Below are 14,824 nucleotides of genomic sequence, written 5' to 3' on the forward strand. Positions count from 1 at the left end.
CCTTGACGCGGCACAGCCCCGGGCTATCGGGCGGCGGGCGGAGCGGTCTCGCGGGTGAGCCCCCGCAAGAGGTGCACGGCCGCCTGCTTGTCGAGCGGCTCGTTGAGGTTGCCGCACTTCGGGGACTGGATGCAGGACGGACAGCCCGCCTCGCAGGGGCACGACTCGATGACTTCGAGCGTGCGGGCGAGCAGCCCGTCCAGCAGCTCGTACCCTTTTTCGGTGACGCCGACGCCGCCGGGATACCCGTCGTAGATAAAGATCGTCGCGCGACCGGTCTCCGGGTGCACCGGATAGCTCACCCCGCCGATATCCCACCGGTCGCACATCGCAAATAACGGCAAGAGGCCGATCGCCGCGTGCTCCACGGCGTGGATGCCGCCCGCAAGGTCGAGCCCGCGCGATTCGATCTCGGCCGCCACGGACGGCGGCAGCACGAGCCAGAGCGCGGTCGTGCGCAGTTCCTCCTCCGGCATCTCGAGCGAGCGGACGCCGAGCACCGTCTCGCTCGCCAGCTGCTTGCGCCGGTATTCGATTACCTGATTCGTCACCCGCACGTCCCCGAAGCACGCGACGGTCCCCGCCTCTCCCCCGATCGGCCGCGAGGCACGCTCGCCTTGGATCGCCAGGTCCGTGAGGACGCGGGCCTCCGTGTAGTAGCCGCCGTCGTCGCGCTCGACGAGCGCGTGGCGGGTGTCGAAGTCGAGCCGGAGGACGCGGTAGGCGTCGCCCTGATGCAGGTAGATCGCGCCCGGGTGCACCTGCTCGAAGGCCCGCGACGCGTCGACCGTCCCGATGAGGCGCCTCGACTGCGCCTCCACGATCCGGTACGTATCGCCGGACGCCGCCCGGATGTCCACCTGCCGCGCCGGGTACGCGCGCGTCCGTGGGTGCCAGCGTTCCCCGCGGCGGACCAGTTCGCCGAGACCTTCGAGGGCTTCGGCCACCTCTGTCAGACGCGGCCCGAAGAGCGCGATGTCGCTCGGACCGAGCGCCAGCTCGGCGGCCGCGCAGCGAAGATGCGCCGCGAGGATATACGGGTTCTCCGGGTCCACGGTGGCGTGCTCGACCGGCCGCCCGAAGAAGTACGCGGGCCGGCGCATCAGGTACTGGTCGAGCGCGTCCTCGAGGGCGATCAGCACGGCGAGCGCGTCGCCGCTCCCCCGCCCCGCCCGGCCCGTCCGCTGCCACACACTCGCCATGGTCCCAGGATAGCCGACCAGCACGGAGGCATCGAGCGCACCGACGTCGATGCCGAGTTCAAGGGCACTCGTGCTCACGACGCCGAGCAGTTCGCCCTTGAAGAGGCGCTGCTCGATCGCCCGCCGCTCCTTCGCGAGGTATCCGGCGCGGTACGGGCTCACCTGCGCGGCCAGCGCCGGGACGTCGGAGAGCGCATCCGCGGCGTACCGGTACACGAGCTCCGTGATCTTGCGCGCCTTGGTGAAGACGATCGTCCGGGCGGATTGGCGCACGAGCGAGGCGAGGAGCCACGCCGCTTCCGAATAGGGGCTCCGCCGCCGCATCTCCCGCCGCGCGAGCACCGGCGGATTCCACATCACAAACCGGCGCGGTCCGCGCGGCGCGCCGTCGTCGTCCACGAGCCGCACCGGCCGGCCGGTCAGCCGCCCGCCGAACTGTTGCGGATTGGCGATCGTCGCCGACGTACAGATCACTTGCGGATCGGATCCGTGGACACGGCACGCGCGCCACAGCCGGCGCAGCACGAGCCCGACGTGGCTGCCGAAGACGCCGCGGTACACGTGCATGTCGTCGAGCACGACGTACCGCAGCGACCGCAGAAACGGCCGCCACCACCGGAAGTGCTGCGGCAGGATCCCGACGTGCAGCATGTCTGGGTTGGTGAGGAGAATGCGGCCCGCCTGCCGGAGGCGCCGGCGCTCGTCGGCCGGCGTGTCGCCGTCGTAGGTCCCGAACACGAGTCCCGGGATCAGCGACGCGAACTCGCCGATCGCGTCGGCCTGATCCTGGGCGAGGGCTTTGGTCGGGTAGATGAAGAGCGCCCGCGCGTCGGGATCGCGGACGAGTGTCTCGAGCACCGGCAGGAGGTAGCACAGCGTCTTGCCGCTCGCGGTGCCGGTCGTCACGATGACCGACTCGCCGTCGCGGATCGCGTCCAGCGCCGCCGCCTGATGCGTGAAGAGCCGCCCCACCCCGCGCTGGGTTAACGCGTCCGCAAGCGGCGCCGGCAGCGGCTGCGCCGGGTCGGCGTACCGCGCTGGCCGCGCGGGAAACGTTTCCTCGTGCACGATCTGATCGCGATACCGCGGATCGCGCCGGATTTCATCGAGCACGCGGGCAACATCCATCGCCACGAACTTCGGGGCGGTTCGAACGAGGGCCTTGCGAACGGTCAGAGTACCGCGCCGACCGGTGAGGTTGTGATTTTCACTCAGTGGCCGGCAAGTTTGAGCCCGATTGCCAGGAAACCGGAAAGCATCACGCCAAGGAGCCAGTAGAATTGCCTGCGCATATCGACTCTGACGCCCACGATCGCAGCTTCTAGCGCACCCCGGACACTTGTAATGTCAGAATGTGATGTATCCCGGACACCACTAATCTCGGCGTGCAGCGTATCCCGGGCATCGCTGATCTCGGTGTGTAGTGCATCCCGGGCACCCTTAATCTCGGCGTGCAGCGTATCCCGGACATCGCTGATCTCGGTGTGTAGTGCATCCCGGGCACCCCTAATCTCCGCGTGTAATGCGCTCTGGGCACCGCCGATCTCGGCGTGCAACGCGTCACGGAGACCGTTGATCTCCGCACGAACTTGTGCGAAGCCGGTGTCCATCTTTTGTTCCAGCGTGGCGAGCCGGCCTTCCACGGCACCGAGACGCCTGTCGACCTGTTCGTAGGCGCCCTCAAGGCGGGCGGTCCTGAGTTCCCAAGCGTCTGCGGCCATCAGCGAGGACTCCCTTATTCAGAATCTTATCACGCCGGTCAGCCGGTGCTCGACGAAACGGCGTTAGCCCCACAGAATGTATTCAGACGTAGCCGCAGTTCCGGGGCCAACGTGTCTAGGGCTGTCCGTTCGATCACAAAGACCGGCCGCACTTGTCTCACCCAACGGCGCGCCGCCCATTTCCGGACGACCGACTGCGCCTTATCGCCTCCACCGAGCAGTCGAAATACCAGCGCAGGCTGGACACGCATTTCGATGGGCCGGTCACCGCGACACACCACACGAGGTAAGACGCCGCCGCCCGAACTGCTCAGCACGGCCTCGATGAAGGCGCCGAAATCGTCATCCGGTGCCGCCTTGCCGCGAACGGCCGACCGAACGTCAGCGGCCGGCGCCGCTGACGTCGCCGCCTGCGGCGCGCTCGCGACAGTAGAGTCTGTGGACCGCTCCACCGATATAACCGTGAAAGGATCGGGACGCGGAGTGCTTTGATCCCGTCTCCGAACGTCCCGCGTGCGGCACCTTAGATGGTGCTTGACCGCGATCTCCACGGTGGACGGCGCCCTGTCCGAAACGATACGGGCGTACATCGGCCGGATATGGACTTGCGGACACCATACGCGTACCGGCGACGATCCGGAACACCGGACAATGATCTCGTCTTCCATGACACCGATGCCTTGAAGGCTCTCGGGCCGCCTGAGGGGGACCTCGACCATTCGTGTCTGCTCGGTCTCCTGCCGGCCCATTCCACTCCAACCTCGGCTTCGCGATACTTGAGCGATCGTGGTCGTTCCAAGCGCACGGCTGAGCCGTTCGGCGTCTGGGTCGGCCAGCGACGGAAAGTAGATCTTGGTCACGAAATTGGCCGCGATCGCCGCCCACCCGGCGGCGCCGTAAACAGACTCGCCCTGCGCTTCGCTCTGCACTGTGGCGACGATCGCGACCTCACGACTGCGAAAGGTCGCAAGGAGATCGGCCAAACCGGGCAGCGGCCCCCATGCCGGCAATTCCTCAAGCAGGTACACGACCGGAACTGATTCGTCTCGGCCGCGAGGGCGCAACATCTCCGCCGCAAGCATCCGCATCAACAACTGGCACAGGCTCCGAAGGCGGGGCAGAGCGGCCTGCGGCACACCGACGAGCAGAAGCGTCGGCTCGCGGCGCAGCCGCGCCAACGCGATTTCATCCCACGACCGCGTGCCGCGCGGATCCGCCGTTGCCAGTGATACCCGCTCGTCACTCCAGGACTCCAGGCGGGCGGCGATTCCTTGCAAGATGCCGGCCCGGTCCTTCGGCAGCATCGCGCCGTACGCGCCAAGATGCTCGGCGATGACCGCGGCGCGCGGATGTCCATGGACATACCCGGCCACGGCGTCCGGACCCGCCCCTGCCAGCGCCCGCAGCCGGGCCACCGACCGAGCCCCGCCGTCGGTCGCAAGCGCCCAGGTCAGCGCCGCGCAAACGTGGCGCTCGGCCCCAGCCCAATAACCGTAATCCGTGCTCTCGCTACTCTCGTCGGGAAAGAGATACGCCGCGAACCCGTATGCGTCGCCGAGCGACCGGCACGCCGCGAGCGGATTCCATCGCAGCGAGGAGCCGTCCAGCGGCGCGAACACAAGGACGTCGCGTCCCTGACGCCACCATTCGGAGGCTGCGCCCGCCAGGCTGTCGCGCTCACCATACTTGAGATCGAACGCCACGACGGAGACGCCGGCGCTTGCCGCGTCCAGCAACACCGGCAGAGTCAGCGCGGTCGTCTTGTGGGCGCCCGTCAGGCCTGTGATCAGGACGTGCCGCGCGAGATCCGCGTTCGGCAGGCAAAGCCGGGGCCCCCAAAGGCACGGCGGAGGCGCTGCACGCGAAATCCGCCGCCACAAGGCCAGCGCCGGCGGCCAGGGCGGCGAATGGCCCAACGGAAACCATGCCCCAGAGGACGGCCGCAGCCGGCGGCGCAGCTCTCTTCGCCCCGCGAACCGGGCGCCTGCCGGCGTCATCAGCGGACGAACGGAATGCCGTAGCCTTCGGGCACTGCCCGAAACGTCACACCGCACCGCCACCCTTGCCACGTGATGAAGCCAAAAACGGCGTATCCGCGACGTTCGTACGTTCCGAGATCGGTGATTATCGGAACGAGCGCCTTCGCCGCTTCAAGGATCGAATCACCGGGTGTACGTGAGCCGGCCGCCAGCCGCCGGATCTCGGCGAGATCATTCGAATCGTCACGCGGCGCCGGCCAAATCGTCTCCGCGAAGCGGGTTCCGATCTCACGAGTACGCCCGATATCCGGAACGGCGGCCGCGTTTCCTGGTGCCCCCGGCGTCCCGGTGACAAGAACCATGACCGCCCCCGGCCCGGGACACCCGGTCCAGAAGTACGGCACGAACGGATAGACGTCAACGTCCACAGCCGGCTGCGGCCAATGTCGGACGACCTCGACGCGCCCCGCCGCCGCGTCGATAAAGGACAGCACCGCGCCGGTGAAGTCCGCCGGGCTGTCTTGCCCCCGCCCCGGCATCGGTCCCGCGTAGACCGCGCAGAGCGCAACCGCGACCGCGAGGACCACCCTCCCCGGGAAGGTCATCCGCGGCCGGACGCACCGTTCGTGGCCGGTCACTGCCAGGTCCGACGGTGCCCGCGCAGGACCGTTGCGTCCTGCGCGCCGCCAGGCGCGCCCGAGTCCGCCGCGCGTTGCTCGAGCGGGACGCCGGCACCACCGGCCACGTTGGCAGCGGGCGGTCGCGCCGCCGCCCGCGCGTACGCCGCTGCGATCTGACCGCGGGCCCAAACAGGGCCTGCGAGCACCGCCTCCCCGAACGACGCGCCGTCGACGAACTGACCGACGAGACGTTCCACACGAAGCATTGCGTAGATTCCGATGACGGTACCGACAAGCATCAGAAACAGCAGCACGGTGAGCCGCCACAACAGCGACCCGAGGCCCGGAAGGCCGCCGGCGGCCTGTGGGTCGGCCGGAAGGGCGGCGGCCACCTCACGAAACGGCACGATCACCGCGAGGTACAGCGCGGCGGCGTGCACGAACCGCACGCAAAACACGACCAGACCAACCCGCACGATGATCATCGCCCAGCGCGCCGTCCAACGCTGTGTGAACGGCGTTGCGAGCAGCGCAATGGCAAGCGGAGCGAGAAAGATTGCCAGCAGCAGCGTCAGGTGAGCGAAGAACAGGATCGCCAGGTAGACGGCCGTGCCGACCCCAAACAGCACAACGCCCAGTCCCGCGCCGCCCGCAAGTACGGCCATGGCCCATGGATATGCGAACCATGCCGACGACACTCGAAGCATCTGACCGAACTGCGGAACCAGCGTACCTTGCACAAACTGGGCCCAGGTCTGGCCGATGAGTCCATTGAGGACGGCGGCACCGGCGCTGCGAAAGGTCTCGAAGCCGAGGAGAATCGCACGGGTCAGGCCCCCGATTCCGGACAACAGCCCGCCGGCCAGGATGAGGCGCGCAAACGCGCCCACGAGATCGGGCTCGCGGCCCGGCCGCGTCGAGACCGCGACGTGACCGAGCCAGAGCACGGACAGAACAGCCCATGCCAGGCGCATGACCGATTCGGTGGCGCCCGTCGAGATGAGCCAGGTGTCGAACGATACGAAGACGTCGCCGATGCCGCGCTCGAGGCTGTTCACCGCCGGCGGTCAATAGAGCGGATCCAGGATGATCTCGTCCGCCGGTTCGCCGGCGCCGTCCAGCAGTTGTGCCAAGAATGCCGCACTGCCCCGTACCGTATCGGCAACACCCAGCCGCGCGTCGAGCGCATTGCGGTCTCGCTCCAGGTCCCGCTCGGTCAGCAAGCCGATGGTCGCGGCGAGGGCGCCGATTTGACCGCTCACCTGGGCGGTCTGCTGCATCAAGCCGGTAATCCGGCTCGCGAGCGCGGCCGTCAGCGCGGCCTGGTTGCGCAGGCCGGCGCCCGTGCCGGCGACCAGTAGCTCGATCCCCGCCCGCGAGCTGGGGAGGTTCTGGGCGCCCGCGACCAGTTGGTCGGCGGTGGCCTGCGCAGCCGTCATCACCGCGGGCAGTGCAGTATCCTGTGCCGCGGCACCGGCCACCGCGGCGGTCGCGGTAGTCGCGACCTCTTGTTGCGCCGCGCCCGCAATGACTTGCTGATCCGCCGACGCAATCGTACCCGCCTCATGGGAGAGCTCAGGGCTTGCCGAAATGTCAACTTCGTGGCGCATCGCGGTCCCGTCCGTCGAATCCGGGGCCTGAAGCTTCGCCAGCGCGGCGGCGATGATGGCACGCCAGCGGTCGGGCAGCGCGGCAACATACGTCACGACGTCGGCCGGCCCGGCCGCGCCGGGCGTCTCGATCGGAAGCGGCAAGACAATTCGCGCCAGCGCGGCCGCAGCCGCCTGACGCAGTGCCTCTAGCCACCGCCACAACTCGTCCATGCTGCTTTGCACCGTGGCGAGTATCTGCTCCAGCGTGGCGGCGACGGCGTTGGGCTCAAAGGAATCGGCGGACGGAACGAATGGCGGGGTGCCGGACGGTCCGGGGCCCGGGACCGGCGGCGGCCACGGAAGGAACTGCGGCGGAACGGCTTGAGCCACGTCCGCGAGGCCAGGCGGGACGGCCGCGGTCGCCGGACCGCCGAACGCCTCCGGCATCGGCAGATTCACCACCGCGCCCCCCGCGGCGCCCAGTAATAGAACGGCGATTGTCCCGATTATCCGCATACGTCCCTCCGTTGGCGGGCCAGCTGCTCGATGGCGGGCCACGTCCCGATTTGTGCGGCCAAGCGGTCGCGTTCACGGCGCTCGGCGGCGGTGGTGGTGCCGATCAGGTAGTCTTCGGCTATCTCGCGCAGGACTACGACGCCGCCTTCGCGGCCTTCGAGCAGATCGAGGAGAATCAACACCTCGTTCGAAACGCCGCGCTGCTGCGTCAGGCTCTTCCACAGCATCCGATGCTGGTCGTTGAGATTCAGCAGCGGCGCAACCCGATCGACATCGGCCGCGCGCGTCAGTACTTTCAGCGGCGCGTTCTCCAAGATGCCGCGGGCGTGCTCGTTCTCGAAATCCGCGAGACGCTGACTGATGGCCATGATGCCCGCGCCGAACTTCCGGAACCGGCGAAACATTCCGACCAACGACTCCGCGGCGACGCGATTGAGCAGCGACGCCCAGGTTTCGTCGCTCACCACGTATTTGAGGCGGCCCGAATCCGCGCGCACCCGTTGGTAGATCAAATGGTTGGCCAGCAGCGCGACGATCGGCGTCAACTCGGGATATTGCTCGTCGAGCCCCTCGGTGTCGAAACAGACGACGTCGGCGCGGAGGTCCACGCTGGACGGACGGTCCAGGAGCCGGCCGTACACCCCATCGCCGACCCACAACTCGAGTCGGCCGGCGATGTCCCGCGCGGCGCGCCAGTCGTCGACGCCGGTCTCGCGGCCGCCGGCCTGCTCGAAGGTGCGCAGCGTGTGGCAAAGGTCGTGCAGGTAGACGGACGCCCCGGCGGCGCGGGCATAGGTCTGGCGAATCCCCGCGTCGATGAGCGCCATTTCCCGGCGTCCCGGCGCGTCGCCCGGCTCGGCGACCATGAGCGCGATGAGGGACCGCAGAAGTCCAAGGTGCGCGGAGTCCGGTTCCGTCTCGCCGGGCAAGAGAGCAAACGGGTTGATCGAGACCTCGGCGCCAGGATCGATCTGAACATATTGGCCGCGGTACACCTCGCAAAACGTGCGATATGCCCCGCCTTTGTCGACGACGAAGACGATGGGATCCAGCACAAGGAGACGCGACAGCCAAGCGAGCGCAAAATGAGTCTTGCCGCCGCCGGACTCACCGACGACGATCGCGTTCCACGAGGGCAGCCGCGGATCGAACGGGTCGAGGCCCACCAGAGTGTGCGCCCGCGTCGTGAACAGACACACCGGCCGCGCGGCGCCGCGCCAGGGCGCGGCGCAGGGAACGAAGTCCGCGGCGTTGCTCGTCAGCATGCGGAGGAGGCGCTCGTTCGGCAGTCCGCTAAACGGGGCGAGCTGAAAGAACTGCCGCCGAAGCGCGACCGATTCGATCCGGGCGTCCACACCGGGAATCTGCCGGAACGCGTCGAGCGCGCGCCGGGCCGCTTCGCGCGCCAGCTCGGGGGTCCGTTCCTGGACCACCACGGCGACACCGACTCGCATCACGCGCTCGCTGGTCAGCTGCATCAGGTCTAGAGCGTCGGCGATCTGCTGCTCGACCGCGCGGGCGTTGGAGTCCCCGCCGTCCTGCGCAAGAACGGCCTGACGGCTCAACCGGCTCTTCAGTTCAAGCCGTTTCAGTTGGTCCGACCGCCGGTCGTTCCAGGCCTCCACGACGAGCCAGTACGTGCCGGGTAGTTCGAGGAGCGGGGCGACCACGTTCGGCGTCGTCGGCTGGTCGGGCAGCACGTCCATCGCAATAACGGCGTGCGCGAAACCGTCCATCCACAAGAAGTCCCAGCGGCGGTAGAGATCCGACCGCACGACGGCGGTCCGCAGCGAGCTTCGACCGAAGGACGACGACGCGCCAAGTAATTGCCGGGGAATCTCGAGCGGCGTATCGGGCGGGACGGCCGGAGGGGCGCTCCGTCCTTTCCGTCCGGGGTTGAAGAAACGCCAGATCAGCGCGGTCAGCTCGGCATCATCGAGCGGCCGCGCGTCGAACCCGCATCGGGCACAGTGGGTCACCATCACCTCGCGCAGGGCGCGGAGCTCGACCTGGTGGAGCCGGTAGGCGCCGGCATCGACCGGGGTCCACCACCGTCGGGGGCGGCTGGCGGGATGGTAGGACAGGTCGAGAATGAGACGATAGTTGGTGAAGCGGCCGGCCTCATGTGTTCCGGCGAGCGCGGCCGCCCGGCGGCGGTGAAGATCGAGCACGCGCTCGTCTCGCGCGCCGCCGGCGACCGCAGCGTGGGCGCGCAAGACGTCCCGGCAGTCGTCGTGCACCTCGAGCAGAACACGAAGGCATTCGCCTTCCGGGACGGCGGCGTTGAGCAGCACGCGCAGATGCTCGTTGCTTCGAGTCAGCTGCGTGGCGTCCCACACTTCGGTTCCCGGAAGAGTCAGATCGAAGCCGAGCCGGTAACTGCCGTCGCGAAGCACCACGGCGCCGTCCCGCACCGCCCAATACGGCAGCTCGCGGGTCAGATTGCCGGGCAGATCTATCGGCCGCACCGGTGGCTCATACAATGTACGGGTTCACGTCCTGATCCGCGCCGAGGACGTATGCGTTCGGTTCGCCGACGAACTCCATAAAATGCCTGAGGAAATGGCGCGGCGCCCGCTCGCGCAGCCGCCGCCATACAGCAAACACCAACCCCGTGGCGCAGGCGGATACCGCGGCCTCGGCCCGAGGCCACCCCATGGCGCGTCCCACAAACAAGTCGCTCAGTCTGGACAGCACGACAAAGGCTACGCCGAGTCCGAACCAGTCCTCCAGTTCTACGCCCAAGAGCGTGACCGGAGCATCCAACTTCCGGTAGACGACATGGCGGGGCAGCATCACCGACCCTCGTCCGTGGCATTATCCGTGGATCATGCGGATGATCTGCCCGCCGAAAAACAACACGACGGAACCGATGATGACCCACAACGCGTTTCGAATGCCGTTGCGGTGGTCCGCGATGATGACGGCCCCGGCCACTAGCAGCGCAGCCGTGGCATATGCCAGGCCGAAAGCACCGGACAGGCTGAGCGCGGCCTGGTTGAATAGGTTCGTGAGCGGCGCGAAGAGATCGCCGCCCGTGGATCCGGGGGTCTGGGCATGGGCGCGAACTTGCGCAACCAGCACAATCACGACTGCGAGGCCGGGGGGCGTCAATCGCATTTCAGTGCGCCTCTGTCACCAAAATGATGCACCGGGTCCCGGCCGGGATCTCAAGTGTTTCGACGACCGCCCCTGACGTCTGAGGGTTCAACGTATCGGCAAGGCGCGAAGCGGCATATGTCCATCCCGGTGCCGCCCCGCCGACAGACACCTGGGTCGCACCGTCGGCCACGGTAACCTGGGCCGCACGCGCCAGCGCCTGCAGGTAGTCCGAAACGGCCAGCACCACGGCGCGGATGGCCGACGCCGCCGCAGCCCGGCGGCGAATGACGACCCGGCCGGACAGCCCATCCGACAGCGAGTCCGGGTCAAGCGCGACGCCGCTCACAGGTCCGCCGGCCGTCCGCGATCCGCCGGACCCGCCACCGGCGTCGCGGTCCGCGGTCTGGAATGAAATGTGCACCCGTCCGTCTGGTTCGGCCTCGGCGTGACCGAGCCAAGACGACCCGTCCACTCCCTCCGCGATGACGGGTACCGGAGGCACGCCGGCCGCCACGACGACGCCGGTCGCAAGCCGCGCCGCGAGCTGATCGCCGACTTTCCGTGCACCGGCTCGCATGCCGCGAACTTCTTCGGTCGTGCTCGCGCGCAATGTGGGTGCCGCCCCGGTGTCGCCCCCCGCATTACGGGCATATACCACCGGAGAGCGCGGCGCGGCGTCGACGTTGGGTGACGGGATGCCGCTCGACTCGGGCATACGGTTGAAAACGATCGACGGTGAAAGTGCTCTCTCGACGGCGCCTGTTCCCGAGAGAACAGACGGAAGCGGCAGAACGGGCACAGGCGGCAGCTGCGAAAGCGAGCGCATTGCGGGGGCGGGCGGCACAGCCGGCAGCGCCGTCCGCCCCCGCATCCACAGCAGTGTGCCCCGCACGGTGCCCGGAGCAACCGCGGGCGTTGCTTCGTGCGTGGAGCTGCCGGCCCGGTGCAGCGCGCCGACCGGCGCCGGCGAGATCGACGTGCGGTGGGAACGGGTCAGCAGCGAGGACGCGCCGGCGGCTACCAGCAGGACGGCGGCAAGGCCGAGCGGCACCGTCGCCGCGACGCGCCGTTTTGCGAGGAGCCGGTCACCGGCGTCGCTTTCGTACTCACCCCATCCGAACAGCGCGCGACGCAGAACCGTGCGTCGGTGACGGCGGTGCAATACCCGCTCGCTGTCGAGCCGGATGTCCGACCCCGAGAGTTGATCCAGCACTTCGGAATAGAGGTCAGGCGCCGCCTCGGCGAGGCGCGCCAAGACCTGGGGCACCGCTGCCGGCGAGAGGTCTACGGAATCGCCCAGAACCGCGCGAATGCGGGAGGCGGATTCGGGAGCGAGCACGATTTCCACGTCGCGCCTCCTGAGATGCTTTTATGTTTAGATGTTCACACATCACTATAGAGCAGGGCCAGCCTACGTCAAGAGGCGAACGCTTGCTCCTGAACGAACGAGAAAAATTGTCATGTCCACCTCCCTCGGTGACGACCGGCAGCTAAGCCCCGACGCGCTCCGCCGCCGCAGCGACCCGGCGAGCCTCGGGTTTCAGACCACCGCCGAATTGCAATCGGACGGCGGGCCGCGCCTCGTGGGCCAGCCGCGGGCGGTGCGCGCGCTCGACTTCGGGCTGCGCGTCGACCAGCCGGGCTACAACGTCTTCATGAGCGGGCCGCCCGGTACGGGGCGCATGACCTACGCGCGCTCGGCGGTCGAGGAGGCCGCCCGCGGAGGCCGCGTGCCGCCGGACTGGTGCTACGTCCGCAACTTCGCCGCGCCGAGCCAGCCGATCGCGATCATGCTGCCCTCCGGGATCGGCCGCAAGTTCCAGCGCGACGTGCGGGAGTTGCTCGTCGAGATCCGGGAGGGGCTCCGCCAGGCGTTCACGAGCGAGCTCTATGAGCGCCGGCGCGCGGAGGTCGTGAAGCGCTACGAGCAGCGGGTGGGCCAGATCTGGGAGGGGCTCGAGGCCGAGGCGCGCACGAGGGGCCTCATGCTGCAGCGGACCCCGACCGGCATCGCCACGGTCCCCGTTGACCTGCAGGGCAAGCCCATCCCCGAGGAAGTCTTCAACCAGCTGCCTGAGGCCGACCGGACGAAGCTGCAACAACGCACGACCGAGCTCGGCGACGCGGTGACCGAGGCGCTGCGGCAGGTGCGCGCGCTCGAGCGCGAAGGCCGCGACGCCCTCCGCGACCTCGAGCGGCAGACCGCCCAGTACATGATCGACGCGCCGGTGGCGCGGCTCCGCGAGCAGTACGCGGACCACCTGCGGGTCCTCACGTACTTCGACGCCTTGAAGCAGGACATGCTCGACCATCTCTCCGAGATCACCCAGACCGGCGACGAGGAAGGCGGCGGGAGGCCGTCCGTCGAGATGCCGGGCATGCCGCGGCGCGACCCCTTCGCCCGCTACCAGGTCAACCTGCTCGTGGATCACGCCGACACCAAAGGCGCGCCGGTCATCGTCGAAACCAACCCGACCTACTACAACCTCGTCGGCCGGGCCGAACTGCGCGTGGAGTTCGGCGCGCTCGTCACCGACCTCACGATGATCAAGCCGGGCGCGCTGCACCTCGCGAACGGGGGCTACCTGATCCTGCACGTGCGGGACGTGCTGACGAGCCCGTTCGCGTACGAGGGGCTCAAGCGCGCGCTGCGCGGGCGCGAGATCCGCATCGAGCCGCTCGGGGAAGCGGCCGGCATGCTGCCGACGGCGACCCTGCGGCCCGACCCGATCCCGCTCGACCTCAAGGTCATCCTGGTCGGCACCCCCTACCTCTACCACGCGCTCTACGCGCTCGACGAGGACTTCGAGCAGCTGTTCAAGATCCGGGCCGATTTCGACACCGTGGTCGAGCGCACGCCGGAGACGATGCGGGAGTACGCGCGGGCCATCGCCGGGATCGCGCGGCGCTGCGGGATCTGCGAGTTCGACGCGGGGGCCGTCGCGGAGGTCATCGACCACGGGGCGCGCGTCGCCGGCGAGCAGGACAAGCTCAGCACCCGCTTCAACGAGGTCACCGAGATCGTCTTCGAAGCGGCCACCTGGGCCAAGCAGGCCGGGCGGACCGTCGCGACGCGCGACGACGTCCGGCGCGCGGTCGATGAGAAGGCGCTCCGCAGCAACCTCATCGAGGAGAAGATCCGCGAGGCAATCGAGACCGGGCAGATCCTCGTCGACATCCAGGGCAAGGTCACGGGCCAGATCAACGGGCTCGCCGTGCTGCAGTTGGGGGACTACATGTTCGGACAGCCGAGCCGGATCACCGCGCGTGTGCACGTCGGCTCCCGCGGCGTCGTCAACATCGAGCGGGAGACGCAGATGTCGGGCAAGATCCACACCAAAGGCGTGTTTGTCCTGTCGTCGTTCTTCGCCAGCCGGTTCGCGCAGCAGGCGCCGCTCAGCCTCTCGGCCTCTCTCACCTTCGAACAGCTCTACTCGGAAGTCGACGGGGACAGCGCGAGCTCAACCGAACTGTACGCGCTCCTCAGCGAGCTCTCCGGGATCCCGATCGACCAGGGCATCGCCACGACGGGGTCGGTCAACCAGCGGGGCGAGATTCAGCCGATCGGCGGCGTCAACGAAAAGATCGAGGGCTTCTACTACACGTGCAAGGCGCGGGAGCTCACGGGCCGCCAGGGCGTGATCATCCCTCACCAAAACGTCCGCAACCTGATGCTGCGAGAGGAAGTCGTCGACGCGGTGCGCAGCGGCAAATTCCACGTATGGACGGCGCGGACGGTCGACGACGGCATCGAGATCTTGACGGGGGTCCGGGCCGGGGCGCCGGATGCGAACGGCGCCTACCCACCGGACACGATCAACGGACGGGTCGTGGCACGGCTGGCCGACCTGGCGCAGCGCCTCCGGCAGTTTGGCGACCGCCGCGACAACATCCGGGAGACGATCATCATGCAGGGCGGTCCCGCAGCCCCGCCGGTGCCGGGCCCGCCGCCCGGGCCGCCCGAACCGCCCCCGCCCGGCAGTCCCCCCCCCGAGCCGCCGCCGCCTGGGCCGCCGCCCGGCGGTCCGCCGCCGACGTTGCTCACCGATCGAGGTACGGGAGAACCCGAGCCGTTCGGGCCGTAAGCCCGCC

At 68.6% G+C, this 14,824-nt stretch carries 11 protein-coding genes; 1 reads left to right on the plus strand and 10 read right to left on the minus strand.

Translation table 11 applies throughout. The features are described 5' to 3' along the window. Nucleotides 1-23 precede the first annotated feature (23 nt). The 10 genes from VKT83_00510 to VKT83_00555 all read right to left on the minus strand — a co-directional run bounded on the left by VKT83_00510 (nt 24) and on the right by VKT83_00555 (nt 12,080). Nucleotides 24-2,330 (minus strand): DEAD/DEAH box helicase, encoded by a 2,307-nt coding sequence (locus VKT83_00510; protein HLY20929.1) that lies wholly within the window; start codon nt 2,328-2,330, stop codon nt 24-26. A gap of 83 nt (nt 2,331-2,413) precedes the next feature. Further along, complete coding sequence (locus VKT83_00515) at nt 2,414-2,923, minus strand: hypothetical protein (GenBank protein ID HLY20930.1); 510 nt, start codon at nt 2,921-2,923, stop codon at nt 2,414-2,416. A 38-nt stretch (nt 2,924-2,961) separates the two neighbouring features. Beyond that, entirely contained in the window at nt 2,962-4,920 is a 1,959-nt protein-coding gene (locus VKT83_00520) for a type IV secretory system conjugative DNA transfer family protein (protein ID HLY20931.1), read from the minus strand. Further along, nucleotides 4,920-5,540, minus strand: coding sequence for a hypothetical protein (locus VKT83_00525; protein HLY20932.1), 621 nt, complete (start codon nt 5,538-5,540; stop codon nt 4,920-4,922). The genes VKT83_00520 and VKT83_00525 overlap by 1 nt, the downstream gene beginning before the upstream one ends. Next, entirely contained in the window at nt 5,537-6,580 is a 1,044-nt protein-coding gene (locus tag VKT83_00530; protein HLY20933.1) for a hypothetical protein, read from the minus strand. The genes VKT83_00525 and VKT83_00530 overlap by 4 nt, the downstream gene beginning before the upstream one ends. Before the next feature lie 9 nt (nt 6,581-6,589). Then, the gene (locus VKT83_00535) at nt 6,590-7,573 is read right to left on the minus strand and encodes a hypothetical protein (GenBank protein HLY20934.1); all 984 of its coding nucleotides are present in this window, start codon (nt 7,571-7,573) and stop codon (nt 6,590-6,592) included. 47 nt (nt 7,574-7,620) lie between these two features. Continuing rightward, nucleotides 7,621-10,098: a TraC family protein gene (locus VKT83_00540; protein ID HLY20935.1), complete on the minus strand. Its 2,478-nt coding sequence runs from the start codon at nt 10,096-10,098 to the stop codon at nt 7,621-7,623. 7 nt (nt 10,099-10,105) lie between these two features. Beyond that, on the minus strand, nt 10,106-10,429 hold the full coding sequence (locus VKT83_00545) for a hypothetical protein (protein HLY20936.1): 324 nt from the start codon (nt 10,427-10,429) through the stop codon (nt 10,106-10,108). Nucleotides 10,430-10,447: 18 nt separating this feature from the next. After that, on the minus strand, nt 10,448-10,750 hold the full coding sequence (locus VKT83_00550; protein HLY20937.1) for a TrbC/VirB2 family protein: 303 nt from the start codon (nt 10,748-10,750) through the stop codon (nt 10,448-10,450). A gap of 1 nt (nt 10,751) precedes the next feature. Beyond that, entirely contained in the window at nt 10,752-12,080 is a 1,329-nt protein-coding gene (locus VKT83_00555) for a hypothetical protein (GenBank protein ID HLY20938.1), read from the minus strand. 112 nt (nt 12,081-12,192) lie between these two features. Between VKT83_00555 and VKT83_00560 the strand changes: the two genes are divergently transcribed. Then, nucleotides 12,193-14,817, plus strand: a complete 2,625-nt coding sequence (locus VKT83_00560; GenBank protein ID HLY20939.1) for an ATP-binding protein — start codon at nt 12,193-12,195, stop codon at nt 14,815-14,817. Nucleotides 14,818-14,824: the final 7 nt, after the last annotated feature.

It is taken from the genome of bacterium (genome assembly GCA_035308905.1).
Taxonomy (GTDB): Bacteria; Sysuimicrobiota; Sysuimicrobiia; order Sysuimicrobiales; family Segetimicrobiaceae; genus DASSJF01.